A 13,030-nucleotide genomic window follows, 5' to 3' on the forward strand; every position below is an offset into this window, starting at 1 on the left:
CGGCTGTGTGTTGAAACAACACTGGGTGGCGGTGCTTCCCCCGCCGACGGATCAGCCGCCTTCAGGCGGCTGTGTGTTGAAACCTTGTGCCGTTGAAGCGTTATTACCGCCATTCCCTCAGCCGCCTTCAGGCGGCTGTGTGTTGAAACTTGTTTGTGAAATTGAGTAGTATCAAAGAACACGATCAGCCGCCTTCAGGCGGCTGTGTGTTGAAACTATTTCTGATTGGGTTTTTCAGGCGCGTACCGCTTCAGCCGCCTTCAGGCGGCTGTGTGTTGAAACCTGATTGACGGGCGGCTCGTAATAGCGGCCGTTGTCAGCCGCCTTCAGGCGGCTGTGTGTTGAAACCACGACGTAGCAGATGTTTTCGCTTTGGTAGTCGGCTCAGCCGCCTTCAGGCGGCTGTGTGTTGAAACGGCGCGGACGATATCCGCTTCCTGCGCGAACCGGGTTTGTAAACCCTTAAAGGACAATCCGATTCCCCGACAGCTTCAAATCCTGTCGGAGCCGACGCAAAAATGCCGTCTGAACAGGTTTCAGACGGCATTTTGTTTTAATCGGGAATATCTTTGTTAAAAAACGGGTTGATATTATCTGCACATATTAATATAATGATAATTATTATTAATCAAATAGGGGGAAAGTAGGGATGCGTAAACTGAATTATTTCGGTATTGCCTTGCTGCCGTTGATGCTGGCAGCCTGTGGCGGTAATTTCGGCGTGCAGCCTGTTGCCAAACCAACGCCGACCGCGCAAACCCCCGTCAGATTCCAAACCGTCCAAACCTGAGGACGTTCCCACTCCGCCCCCTGCCAAACCTTCTATAGAAATCACGCCGGTCAACCGACCCGCCGTTGGTGCGGCAATGCGGCTGTTGAGACGGAATATTGCAACTTCTGATAAGGATGGCAATGATTTTCCAAATAGCAAACAAGCAGAAGAAAAGCTGTCGTTTAAAGAGGAAGATATCCTGTTTTTATACGGTTCCAAAAAAGATCAACGTCAGCAGCTTGAAGATAAAATTCGTCAACCAAATCCTACGGCAAGCATTACCACATCGGAAAAGAAAAATAAAAAATATGATTATAAATTTGTAGATGCAGGTTATGTATATACTAAAAACGGAAAAGATGAAATTGAGTGGACTTCAAATCACAAGCAGTTTACCTACCGGTTTGGTCATGACGGTTTTGTATATTATTCCGGAGAACATCCTTCCCAATCTTTACCGAGCGCGGGAACGGTGAAATATTCCGGTAACTGGCAATATATGACCGATGCCATACGTCATCGAACAGGAAAAGCAGGAGATCCTAGCGAAGATTTGGGTTATCTCGTTTATTACGGTCAAAATGTCGGAGCAACTTCTTATGCTGCGACTGCTGACGACCGGGAGGAAAAACATCCTGCCGAATATACGGTTGATTTCGATAAGAAAACTTTGACAGGTCAATTAATTAAAAATCAGTATGTGCAAAAGAAAACCGATGAAAAGAAACCACTGACCATTTACAACATTACTGCAACATTGGACGGCAACCGCTTTACCGGCAGTGCCAGGGTCAATCCTGATTTAGCGAAAAACCATGCCAAGAAGGAGCATTTGTTTTTCCATACCGATGCTGATCAGCGGCTTGAGGGTGGTTTTTTCGGCGATAACGGAGAAGAGCTTGCCGGACGGTTTATCAGTAACGACAACAGCGTATTTGGCGTATTCGCAGGCAAACAAAAAACAGACGCATCAGGCACAAATCCTGCTATGCCGTCTGGAAAACACACCAAAATCTTGGATTCTCTGAAAATTTCCGTTGACGAGGCAAGTGATAACAATGCCCGCCAGTTTGCCATTTCCTCTATGCCCGATCTTGGTCATCCCGACAAACTTCTTGTCGAAGGGCGTGAAATTCCTTTGGTAAACCAAGAACAAACCATCGATCTTGCCGACGGCAGGAAAATGACCGTCCGTGCTTGTTGCGATTTTCTGACCTATGTGAAACTCGGACGGATGCAAACCGAACGCCCGGCAAGTAAACCAAAGGCGGAAGATAAAGGGAAGGATGAAGAGGATACAGGCGTTGATAACGGCGAAGAAGGCGAAGACGAAATCGGCGATGGAGAAGGCACGGGAGATGAAGCCGTAGGAGATGAAGGCAGCGAAGAAAACGAAGCCGCAGAAAACGAAGGCGGCGAAGAAGACGAAGCTGAAGAACCTGAAGAACCCGAAGAAGAATCGCCGGAAGAAGGCGGCGGTGGCGGTTCAGACGGCATCTCGCCCGCTCCGGAAGCCCCTAAAGGCAGGGACATCGACCTTTTCCTGAAAGGTATCCGCACGGTGGAAGCCGACATTCCAAAAACCGGAACGGCGCATTATACCGGCACTTGGGAAGCGCGTATCAGCAAACCCATTCAATGGGACAATCAGGCGGATAAAGCGGCAAAAGCAGAATTTACCGTTGATTTCGGCGGGAAATCGATTTCCGGAAAGCTGACGGAGAAAAACGGTGTAGAACCTGCTTTCCATATTGAAAAAGGTGTGATTGATGGCAACGGTTTCCACGCGACAGCGCGCACTCGGGATAACGGCATCAATCTTTCGGGAAATGATTCGACTAATCCTCAAAGTTTCAAAGCCAATAATCTTCTTGTAACAGGCGGCTTTTACGGCCCGCAGGCGGAGGAATTGGGCGGTACTATTTTCAATAAGGATGGGAAATCTCTTGATATAACTGAAGATACTGAACATGAAGCTGAAGTTGAAAATGAAGCTGAAGCTGGTGTTGGCGAACCGTTAAAACCTGAAGCTAAACCCCAATTCGGCGTGGTATTCGGTGCGAAGAAAGATAATAAAGAGGTGGAAAAATGAATAAGAAACACGGTTTTCCGCTTACCCTGACTGCCTTGGCCATTGCAACCGCTTTTCCGTCATATGCGGCAAACTCCGAAACGGCGGCGCAGACCCAATCCCTAAAAGAGGTTACCGTCCGTGCCGCCAAAGTGGGACGGCGATCGAAAGAGGCGACCGGTTTGGGCAAAATCGTCAAAACGTCGGAAACGTTGAACAAAGAACAGGTACTCGGTATCCGCGACCTGACGCGCTACGATCCGGGCGTGGCGGTTGTCGAACAGGGCAACGGCGCGAGCGGCGGTTATTCGATACGCGGCGTGGATAAAAACCGTGTGGCGGTTTCGGTTGACGGCGTTGCCCAAATACAGGCGTTTACCGTGCAGGGATCGTTGAGCGGATACGGCGGACGCGGCGGCAGCGGTGCAATCAACGAAATCGAATATGAAAACATCAGCACGGTGGAAATCGACAAAGGTGCCGGTTCGTCCGATCACGGCAGCGGCGCGCTCGGCGGCGCGGTCGCTTTCCGCACCAAAGAGGCGGCGGATTTGATTTCAGACGGCAAAAGCTGGGGGATACAGGCAAAAACCGCCTACGGCAGTAAAAACCGCCAATTTATGAAGTCGCTCGGCGCGGGTTTCAGTAAGGACGGTTGGGAAGGGCTGCTAATCCGAACCGAACGCCAAGGGCGGGAAACGCGCCCGCACGGCGATATTGCGGACGGGGTGGAATACGGCATAGACCGTTTGGACGCGTTCCGCCAGACATACGATATTCAGAATCCGAATAAAAAGGCGGAATATTTCCTGGCGGAGGGCGAGAGTGAACCCAAGCCCGTGGCAAAATTGGCGGGTAACGGAAACTATTTGAAAAACCAGCTCAACCGCTGGGTGGAAGAACGTAAGAAAAACAATCAGCCTTTAAGTGCCGAAGAAGAAGTGATGGTGCGGGAGGCGCAGGCGCGCCACGAAAACCTGTCCGCCCAATCGTACACGGGCGGCGGCAGGATATTGCCCGATCCGATGGATTACCGCAGCGGTTCGTGGCTTGCCAAGCTGGGCTACCGCTTCGGTGGCAGGCATTATGTCGGCGGCGTGTTTGAGGATACCAAACAGCGTTACGATATCCGCGATATGACGGAAAAACAGTATTACGGTACGGATGAGGCGAAAAAGTTTAGTGACAAGAGCGGGGTGTACGACGGCAACGATTTCCGCGACGGCTTGTATTTTGTGCCGAATATAGAAGAGTGGAAGGGCGATAAAAATTTGGTCAAGGGCATAGGTTTGAAATATTCCCGCACCAAATTTATTGACGAACATCACCGCCGCCGCCGTATGGGTTTGCTGTACCGTTATGAAAACGAAGCGTATTCTGACAACTGGGCGGACAAGGCGGTGTTGTCGTTTGACAAACAGGGCGTGGCAACCGACAACAACACGCTGAAGCTGAATTGTGCCGTGTATCCTGCCGTGGACAAATCCTGCCGCGCGTCGGCGGACAAACCGTATTCCTACGACAGCAGCGACCGTTTCCACTACCGCGAACAGCACAATGTTTTGAATGCCTCGTTTGAGAAATCGCTGAAAAACAAATGGACGAAACACCATCTGACTTTGGGCTTCGGTTACGATGCTTCCAAAGCGATCTCCCGCCCCGAACAGCTTTCCCACAATGCGGCAAGGATTTCGGAACACACGGGGGAGTACACCGACGACGGCAAAGACAAGTACCGTTTGGGTAAGCCCGAAGTCGTCGAAGGGTCGGTCTGCGGCTACATCGAAACCCTGCGTTCCCGCAAATGCGTGCCAAGAAAAATCAACGGCAGCAATATCCACATTTCTTTGAACGATCGTTTTTCAATCGGCAAATATTTCGATTTCAGCTTGGGCGGCAGGTATGACCGGCAAAACTTCACCACGTCGGAAGAACTCGTCCGCAGCGGGCGATATGTTGACCGTTCGTGGAACAGCGGCATCGTGTTCAAACCGAACCGGCATTTTTCTTTGTCTTACCGCGCCTCCAGCGGCTTCAGAACGCCCTCCTTCCAAGAACTTTTCGGGATAGACATTTATCACGATTATCCGAAAGGCTGGCAGCGTCCCGCCCTGAAATCGGAAAAGGCAGCCAACCGCGAAATCGGTTTGCAGTGGAAGGGCGACTTCGGCTTTTTGGAAATCAGCAGCTTCCGCAACCGTTATACCGATATGATTGCCGTTGCCGATCAAAAAACCAAATTGCCGGATTCAACAGGACGATTGACGGAGATTGATATACGCGATTATTACAATGCCCAAAATATGTCGCTTCAAGGCATCAACATCTTGGGAAAAATCGACTGGAACGGCGTGTATCAGAAACTGCCCGAAGGTTTGTACACGACTTTGGCGTACAACCGCATCAAACCGAAATCGGTATCCAACCGGCAGGGACTGTCCCTCCGCAGCTATGCTTTGGATGCGGTACAGCCATCGCGTTATGTTTTGGGGTTCGGATACGACCAGCCCGAGGGGAAATGGGGGGCAAATATTATGCTGACCTATTCCAAAGGGAAAAACCCTGATGAACTTGCTTATCTGGCAGGCGATCAAAAACGATATTCGGCAGGAAGGGTTACGTCTTCTTGGAAAACGGCAGATGTTTCCGCTTATCTGAATCTGAAAAAACGGCTGACCTTGAGGGCGGCTATCTACAATATCGGCAACTACCGCTACGTTACTTGGGAATCCTTGCGCCAGACTGCGGAAAGCACGGCAAACCGACGCAGCGAAGACAGCAACTATGGAAGGTATGCCGCACCGGGCAGAAACTTCAGCCTCGCGCTCGAAATGAAGTTTTAGAGAAAAATGCCGTCTGAAAGCTTGATCTGCACCCCAAAAGTCGGACTAAACCACCAACTGATTAAGGTGCAGGTTTTTTTGATTCAATATAAACAAGATTTCCGCCATCATTCCCGCGCAGGTGGGAATCTAGGCCGTTCGGTTTCGGCTTTTTGAGGTTTCGGTTAACTCTAAACCGTCATTTCCTCGAAAGCGGAAAATCAAAAACAGAAACCTCAAATCCCGTCATTCCCGCGAAGGAGGGAATCTAGACATTCAATGCTAAGGCAATTTATCGGAAATGACTGAAACTCAAAAAACTGGATTCCCACTTTCGTGGGAATGATGCGATTAGAGCTTCAAAATTTATTCTAAATAGCTGAAGCTCAACGCACTGGATTCCCGCCTGCGCGGGAATGACGAAGTGGAAGTTACCCGAAACTTAAAACAAGCGAGACCGAACGAACCGGATTCCCACTTTCGTGGGAATGACGAAGTGGAAGTTACCCGAAACTTAAAACAAGCGAAACCGAACGAACCGGATTCCCGCTTGCGCGGGAATGACGGGATTAAGTTTTCAAAATTCATCAGAAATTACTGATTTAATAACATAAATTTTTTAGATTATAGTGGATTAACAAAAATCAGGACAAGGCGACGAAGCTGCAGACAGTACAGATAGTACGGAACCGATTCACTTGGTGCTTCAGCACCTTAGAGAATCGTTCTCTTTGAGCTAAGGCGAGGCAACGCCGTACTGGTTTTTGTTAATCCACTATAAGTCATTCCGGCGGCAATTTTTGTTGCTTTAACGGAATAGGCGGTTGGCGGTTGCGATAAAGACGGCAACTTTGGCGGGGTCTTTTTTGCCTTTAGACGCTTCCACGCCGCCGGATACATCGACCGCTTCCGCTCCGGTGATGCGGACGGCTTCGCCGACGTTTTCAGGGGTCAGCCCGCCGGCAAGCACCCACGGTTTGCCCGAATATTCCGCCAACAGCGTCCAGTCGAAGCGGTGTCCGGTGCCGCCGTATTCCGAAGGGTGATAGGCATCGAACAGCAGTGCCTGAGCGTCGGGGAAGCGGTCGGCGGCGTTTCGGATGTCTGATGCCGTCTGAACACGAATGGCCTTGATATAGGGGCGGTGGAACTGGCGGCAGAATGCGTCGTCTTCGTCGCCGTGGAATTGGATGATGTGTATCGGCACTTCGGCAAGGATGCGGCGGATGTTTTGCGCGCTTTCGTTGACGAAAAGGGCGACAACGCTGACAAACGGCGGCAGTGCGGCGGCGATTTCTTTTGCGCGGGCAATATCGACGGCCCGGCTGCTGCCTTGGAAAAAGACCAGCCCGACGGCATCTGCACCTGCCGCTGCGGCGTTCGATGCGTCTTCCGGTGTGGTGATGCCGCAGATTTTGGTGCGGATTTTCCTCATTCGGTATTCCTTTATTTGGGAAACGGTGCGTTTGTGCCGTTTCAGACGGCATTCCCGATCAGTCGATTTTGATGTATTCGACAGAAAGGATTTCAATTTCCTCACGCCCTTCCGGCGTGTTCAAAACCACTTCGTCGCCTTCGTGCGCTTTAATCAGGCAACGAGCCAGCGGCGAAATCCAAGAAATTTTGTTTTGCGCGGTATCGATTTCATCGATGCCGACGATTTTGACGGTTTGCTCGCGCCCATCGCCGCGCAACAGATCGACGGTTGCGCCGAAAAACACTTGGTCGGTCGCTTCGCGCAATTCGGGATCGACGACGACGGCGGCTTCCAAACGTTTGGTCAGGAAACGGATGCGGCGGTCGATTTCGCGCATACGGCGTTTGCCGTAAAGATAGTCGCCGTTTTCGCTGCGGTCGCCGTTGCCTGCCGCCCAGTTGACGATTTGGACGATTTCGGGGCGTTCTTTATTGACTAGTTGATAAAGCTCGTCTTTCAATGCCTGCCAGCCGGCGGGCGTGATGTAGTTTTTGGTTTCGGTACTCATATTGCGTGCGGATGAAACGGGAAATGTGATGCCGATATGGGAAATGCCGTCTGAAAACCCGGCGTTCGGATTTCAGACGGCATCGCGGTTTGGGAAGTCTTATTCTTCGTCGCCCGCATCGCTGATGCTGATGCTGTGTTCCATCCTGCTCGGGTGGATTTTCAGGCCGCCGCAGCCGGATTTCTCGGCGGACAGGCGGTCGAGGTAGGCATCATCGATGTCGCCGGTTTGATAAATGCCGTTGAAACAGGACGAATCGAAGGATTCGATTTTCGGATTGAGTGCTTTGACGACGATTTCCAAATCGCCCAAGTCTTGAAACACGATGCCGTCCGCGCCGATTTCGGCGGCGATTTCCGCCGCGCTGCGCCCGTTGGCAATCAACTCTTCGCGCGTGGGCATATCGATGCCGTACACATTGGGATAGCGCACTTCGGGCGCGGCGGAGGCGATATAGACTTTGCGCGCGCCCGCCGCGCGTACCATTTCGACGATTTCGCGGCTGGTCGTCCCGCGCACGATGGAGTCGTCCACCAGCAACACGTTTTTGCCTGCAAATTCGGTTTCCATCGGGCTGAGTTTTTGGCGCACGGATTTTTTGCGCGTCGCCTGACCGGGCATGATAAAGGTGCGGCCGATATAGCGGTTTTTAATCAAGCCTTCGCGGTAGGGCTTTTTGAGGTGGACGGCAAGCTCCATCGCGCTGGGGCGGCTGGTGTCGGGGATGGGCATCACGACGTCGATGTCGTCCACGGGCAGCTCGCGTTTGATTTTTTCCGCCAAGGACACGCCCATATCCAAGCGCGATTGGTAAACCGATACGCCGTCAATCACGGAGTCGGGGCGGGCAAAATAAACATATTCAAAAAGGCAGGGGCTGAGTTTGGCGCGGTCGCTGCATTGTCGGGCGATGATTGTGCCGTCAAAGCCGACGAACACTGCTTCGCCCGGCCGGATGTCGCGTTCCAAATCGTAGGCAAGCGCGTTGAAGGCGACGGATTCGGAGGCGACGGCATAGGATTTCCTGCCTGATTCGTCGGTTTGCGAACCCAATACCAGCGGGCGGATGCCGTAAGGGTCGCGGAAGGCGAGCATACCGTAGCCCGCAATCATGGCAACCACGCCGTATGCGCCGCGCACCAGGCGGTGGACTTCGGCAACGGCGTTGAAAATATTGTCGGCATTGAGCCGGTGCGGGTCGGCGTTTTTAGAGACTTCGCGGCGCAATTCGTGCGCGAATACGTTGAGCAAGACTTCGGAATCGGAGCCGGTGTTGATGTGGCGCAGGTGTTTGTTGCACACGTTTTCATACAGTTCGGCAGTGTTGGTGAGGTTGCCGTTGTGCGCCAAAACGATGCCGAACGGCGAGCTGACGTAGAAAGGCTGCGCCTCCGCGCTGCTGCCCGCGTTGCCCGCCGTGGGATAACGGACGTGGGCGATGCCGGCATTGCCGGTCAAATCGCGCATATTGCGTGTACGGAACACTTCGCGCACCATGCCTTTGCCTTTGTGCATATGGAACGTGCCGCCTTCCGCCGTTGCAATGCCCGCCGCATCCTGCCCCCTGTGCTGCAACATCTGCAAACCGTCGTACAGAAGCTGGTTCACGGGTTCATGACTGACCAAACCTAATACGCCGCACATATCGTCTTCTCCGATTCGAGGTTTAAGGGTAAAACGGAATTATAAAGCAAACGGCGGCTTTTTGCCCGAATTGTTGACAATGCCCGATGAGGGGCGGGCAGGCGCGGTATGGCGGATAAAGCCGGGCCGGTTATGCGGGCGGCGTGTGCGGCAGGGGAAAATATTTCCCACAAAAATGCCGTCTGAAGGCTTCAGACGGCATTTGCCTCACAACCGATTTTGCGCGTATTCCTCCGACAACGCGTAGGGATTGAAGCGGGACGCTTCCGCCGCCGTGTGCGCGTCGCCCAAACCGCCTGCCGCCGTCGGCACGACCCCCGTCAGGGCGGGCGGGATGCTGTGTACTGTGGCATATCTTGGGCGGTAACGTTTTTGATGTTTAAAACCCCGTTTTCGGCGATGCCCTTGGAAATCGGAATCGGCTTGATGCCGTCTGAAACGCCCGCAGGGCAATCAATCGCCTTCCGGAGTTTCCGCTGTGCTGCCGCTATGGTTTAACACTGCTTCGGAAAGCGAAACGAAAAACGGTACGGTATAGGACTGCCGCCATTCGTCCGTATCGGGCAGGTCGGTTTTTGAAGCAAGCATGACCAGCAGGGTAACAATCAAAACGCCTTCCAATGCACCGAATATACCGCCCAAAATGCGGTTGGCAAAGCCCAAACCGACCGCCGAAACTGCGCCGGTCAGCAGCGAACGGAGCATTTTCTGGATCAGACAGGCAATGACGAACAGGGAAATGAACGACAGAGCCAATGCAAACAGGCGGGGTTGGAACGATGCAAAGGCGATGTCGGCGAAGGGTGCGGCAAAGAGTTTGGCAAAAAAAAAGGAAACCACCCATGCCGCCATTGAGCCTGCCTCCGCAATCACGCCGCGCATCGCGGATAGCACGATGCAGGCGGCGATGATGGCGAAGATGAGGATGTCGGCAACGGGGAGGTTATTCATTCGTTACCTGACCGGCGATGCCGTGTACGCGCAATTTGTTCAAATCGCGCTCGGCATCCCTTGCGTTTTTATAGTTGCTTGATTTGACGCGGTAAACTTTGCCGTTGTCGGTCATAATTTCGGTGATGGTCGAATCGATACCCGCCGCCTTCATTTTGCGCTGGAGGCTCAAGGCGCGTTCTTTTTCGGCATAACCTGCCTGAATGGCGGCTTTTTTACCGGATTTTTCCTTCTCGGCGGTTTTGGTCTTGTCCGCTTTGTCGGTTTTTTGTGCCGTTTCGTGTTTTTTGCCGTCCGAACGGTCTTTTTCGGCTGTTTTTTTGCTTTCAGCCTTGTCGGCTTTTTTCGCTTCTTTTACCGCGCTGTCGGATTTTGCCGTATCCGGTTTGGTTTTTTCGGCGGCAGTTTTCGGTTTGTCGGCAACTTTTTCGGCGGTTTTGGTTTCTTTGGCTTTGGGCTTGGCTTCGGCAGTGCGTTCCGCTTTTTGCGGTTTTGTTTCGGCAGTGCGTTTCGGTTTTTCAACCGCTACCGTATCCGTACTGTCGGCAGTTGCCGGCACTTTTTCGGCAGCGCGTTGTTTTGCCTGCTTCGGTGCGGTTTGGGCAGTTTCTGCCTGTTGCAGTTTCTCGGATGCTTCCAAACCTTTGATGTTGCTGTCTTCGAGGCGGTCGTTAATCAGCACCAGCGGCGCGCCTACGTTTTCAGGCTCGCTGATTTCGCTGTCGGCGGCAGAAGGCTTGTCTTCGCCTGCCAAGTCCTGCGGTTTGTCGGCGGCGGTTTCCCCGTTTTTGGCGGCGGATTTCAAGGCAGGGGTTTGTGCCGCACCTGTCGCTTTGTTTTCTACGCTGCTTGTTTCGCCGGCAGTCTGTTCGGCAGGATCATTTTCGGCAGGACCGGAACTGAGTGCGGCTGCCAGCAGGATGCAGGAGGCGGCAACCAGGCAGCTTGCCGTTACGAGGCGGCGGCGGTTTCGCCGTTTGAGTTGTTCGTAACCGCTCAGGACTTCGTTTTGTTTGTTTTCGGACATGGAAGATTCCTTTTACAGTACCGACATGACATCGGCAACGGTATGAAATGAGCCGAATACGACGATTCTGTCGTTTTCGCCCGCTTTTGAGGCTGCCGCCCGGTATGCTTCGCGGACGGCGGCGAATGTCTGTATGTTTTCGATGCCGTGTTCGTGCAGTTTGTCTTGCAGGCTCTCGAGCGTCATTCCGCGCGGCACGTCCAAAGGTGCGATATACCATTCGTCAAACTGGTCTTTGACAATTTCCAACACGCCGTCTATGTCTTTGTCGGACAGCATACTGAACACGGCGGTGCGCTTTTGCGCAAACGCCAGATTCATCAGGCTGCGGCGCAGGGCGCGGGCGGCGTGGGGATTGTGTCCGACATCCAACACGGTCAGCGGACGGCCGGGCAGGACTTGGAAGCGGCCGGGGTTTTCAACCAGCAACAAACCGCGCTTGATGGCGCCGATGTCCACCGGCAATTTGTCGTTCAAACATTCCAACACGGTCAGCGCGCAGGCGGCATTGGAAAGTTGGTATGCGCCGCGCAATGCGGGGAAAGGCAGGGCATTGCGGTTGCGTGCGGGACCGTCTGAATGCTGCGGCCGGAAGCGGTAGTTCCATTGGATGTTTTCCATCGCGTGAAACTCGAAATCGCGCTGCACCATCAGCAGTTTCGCGCCTATGGATTCGGCGTGTGAAAGCAACGATTCGGGTGCGGGGTTTTGACCGTAGATGGCGGGTTTGCCGCTGCGGAACACGCCTGCTTTTTCAAAGCCGACCTGCTCGACCGTATCGCCCAAAAACGCCTGATGGTCCAAATCCACGCTGGTAACTACCGCGCAATCGCAGTCGAACACGTTGACCGCGTCCAAGCGTCCGCCCAAGCCGACTTCCAATATCATCACGTCAACCTGTTCGCGCATGAAGATGTCGACAGCCGCCAAGGCATTGAATTCAAAATAAGTTAGTGATATTTCACCGCGCGCGGTTTCGATGCGTTCGAAGGAAGCGGTGATTGTATCGTCCGAAACGGGTTCGGCGTTGACGGCGATGCGTTCGTTGTAACGCAATAAATGCGGGCTGGTCAGCGTACCGACTTTGAAGCCTGCCTGTTTGTAAATCTGTGTCAGGTAGGCGCAGACCGAACCTTTGCCGTTTGTTCCCGCGACGACGACGACGGGGCATTGCGGTGTCAGGTTCATGCGCTTTTTCACTTCGCCTACGCGCTCCAAACCCATGTCGATCAAACCGCCGCTGTGGGCGGTTTCCAAATGCGAGAGCCAGTCTTGTAATGTTTTCATGTGTGTTCCGTTTTAAATGCCGTCTGAAATCAGTTTGGCGTATCGGTTTCGGCGGTTTTTTTCGGCTGCCGCCAAAGCACCCAGACTTTCAGTCGCCGGTAGGATTCTTTGTCCGTCATGTCGGGCATGATGCATTGGCTGACGGTTTTGCCGCCGGTGTCCCATTGTAAGAATAAGGCATAAGGCGTAACCATACTGCTGCCCGCAAGTGTTGCCGCTGTTTTGTCTTTGCCGGATACGATTTCCGCCTGTCCGTCGCGGTCTATGGTAATGGCGGTTATGGCATGGCGGTGTTTCAGGTTCGTTATCCTGAGCGAGTATGCGTAACTTGCCGCCAAAGCCGCCAAACCGAACCACATCATCCGGCCGTAAAACCAGGTCAGGCAGACGGCAATGGAAGCCGAGTGGAGCAATATGGTCAGGATGTTCAGAATGCGGGACGGCTTTAATGCCGTCTGAAAGGCGCGCATG

At 53.0% G+C, this 13,030-nt stretch carries 9 protein-coding genes, 1 pseudogene and 1 CRISPR repeat array (1 of these 11 running past the window's edge); of the genes and pseudogenes, 2 read left to right on the forward strand and 8 right to left on the reverse strand.

Annotation, left to right across the window (positions count from 1 at the left end; translation table 11 throughout):
- A CRISPR array of direct repeats spans positions 1 to 416; the repeat unit is 32 nt; unit sequence TCAGCCGCCTTCAGGCGGCTGTGTGTTGAAAC (it extends 1,147 nt beyond the left edge of the window).
- Between the two features lie 233 nt (positions 417 to 649).
- A pseudogene (locus Q9J80_RS00485) lies at positions 650 to 2,864 on the forward strand (transferrin-binding protein-like solute binding protein).
- The gene (locus tag Q9J80_RS00490; RefSeq protein ID WP_301673516.1) at positions 2,861 to 5,686 is read left to right on the forward strand and encodes a lactoferrin/transferrin family TonB-dependent receptor; all 2,826 of its coding nucleotides are present in this window, start codon (positions 2,861 to 2,863) and stop codon (positions 5,684 to 5,686) included. The pseudogene Q9J80_RS00485 and the gene Q9J80_RS00490 overlap by 4 nt, the downstream one beginning before the upstream one ends.
- Positions 5,687 to 6,473: 787 nt before the next feature.
- Here Q9J80_RS00490 and Q9J80_RS00495 read toward each other — a convergent pair.
- The 8 genes from Q9J80_RS00495 to Q9J80_RS00530 form a co-directional block, all read right to left on the reverse strand.
- A complete protein-coding gene (locus Q9J80_RS00495; protein ID WP_301673518.1) occupies positions 6,474 to 7,100 on the reverse strand; it encodes a phosphoribosylanthranilate isomerase in 627 nt (208 codons plus the stop codon).
- A 58-nt stretch (positions 7,101 to 7,158) separates the two neighbouring features.
- Entirely contained in the window at positions 7,159 to 7,650 is a 492-nt protein-coding gene (greB, locus tag Q9J80_RS00500) for a transcription elongation factor GreB (RefSeq protein WP_301673519.1), read from the reverse strand.
- Positions 7,651 to 7,749: 99 nt separating this feature from the next.
- Positions 7,750 to 9,294, reverse strand: coding sequence for an amidophosphoribosyltransferase (gene purF / locus Q9J80_RS00505; RefSeq protein WP_301673520.1), 1,545 nt, complete (start codon positions 9,292 to 9,294; stop codon positions 7,750 to 7,752).
- Positions 9,295 to 9,501: 207 nt separating this feature from the next.
- Positions 9,502 to 9,747 (reverse strand): hypothetical protein, encoded by a 246-nt coding sequence (locus tag Q9J80_RS00510; protein WP_301673521.1) that lies wholly within the window; start codon positions 9,745 to 9,747, stop codon positions 9,502 to 9,504.
- Complete coding sequence (locus Q9J80_RS00515; RefSeq protein ID WP_304672673.1) at positions 9,748 to 10,245, reverse strand: CvpA family protein; 498 nt, start codon at positions 10,243 to 10,245, stop codon at positions 9,748 to 9,750.
- Complete coding sequence (gene ftsN / locus Q9J80_RS00520) at positions 10,238 to 11,272, reverse strand: cell division protein FtsN (protein ID WP_304672671.1); 1,035 nt, start codon at positions 11,270 to 11,272, stop codon at positions 10,238 to 10,240. The genes Q9J80_RS00515 and ftsN overlap by 8 nt, the downstream gene beginning before the upstream one ends.
- A 12-nt stretch (positions 11,273 to 11,284) precedes the next feature.
- Complete coding sequence (gene folC, locus Q9J80_RS00525; protein ID WP_304672669.1) at positions 11,285 to 12,559, reverse strand: bifunctional tetrahydrofolate synthase/dihydrofolate synthase; 1,275 nt, start codon at positions 12,557 to 12,559, stop codon at positions 11,285 to 11,287.
- Between the two features lie 29 nt (positions 12,560 to 12,588).
- The gene (locus Q9J80_RS00530; protein ID WP_304672667.1) at positions 12,589 to 13,029 is read right to left on the reverse strand and encodes a protein YgfX; all 441 of its coding nucleotides are present in this window, start codon (positions 13,027 to 13,029) and stop codon (positions 12,589 to 12,591) included.
- Position 13,030: the final 1 nt, after the last annotated feature.

Origin of the sequence: Neisseria blantyrii (assembly GCF_962747855.1) — a bacterium.
Lineage (GTDB): Bacteria > Pseudomonadota > Gammaproteobacteria > Burkholderiales > Neisseriaceae > Neisseria > Neisseria viridiae.

Coding starts and splice junctions, on each gene's coding strand:
- purF (WP_301673520.1), bottom strand. CDS start 9,294: ATGTGCGGCGTATTAGGTTTGGTCAGTCATGAACCCGTGAACCAGCTT.
- ftsN (WP_304672671.1), bottom strand. CDS start 11,272: ATGTCCGAAAACAAACAAAACGAAGTCCTGAGCGGTTACGAACAACTC.
- Q9J80_RS00490 (WP_301673516.1), top strand. CDS start 2,861: ATGAATAAGAAACACGGTTTTCCGCTTACCCTGACTGCCTTGGCCATT.
- Q9J80_RS00515 (WP_304672673.1), bottom strand. CDS start 10,245: ATGAATAACCTCCCCGTTGCCGACATCCTCATCTTCGCCATCATCGCC.
- greB (WP_301673519.1), bottom strand. CDS start 7,650: ATGAGTACCGAAACCAAAAACTACATCACGCCCGCCGGCTGGCAGGCA.
- folC (WP_304672669.1), bottom strand. CDS start 12,559: ATGAAAACATTACAAGACTGGCTCTCGCATTTGGAAACCGCCCACAGC.
- Q9J80_RS00495 (WP_301673518.1), bottom strand. CDS start 7,100: ATGAGGAAAATCCGCACCAAAATCTGCGGCATCACCACACCGGAAGAC.
- Q9J80_RS00530 (WP_304672667.1), bottom strand. CDS start 13,029: ATGCGCGCCTTTCAGACGGCATTAAAGCCGTCCCGCATTCTGAACATC.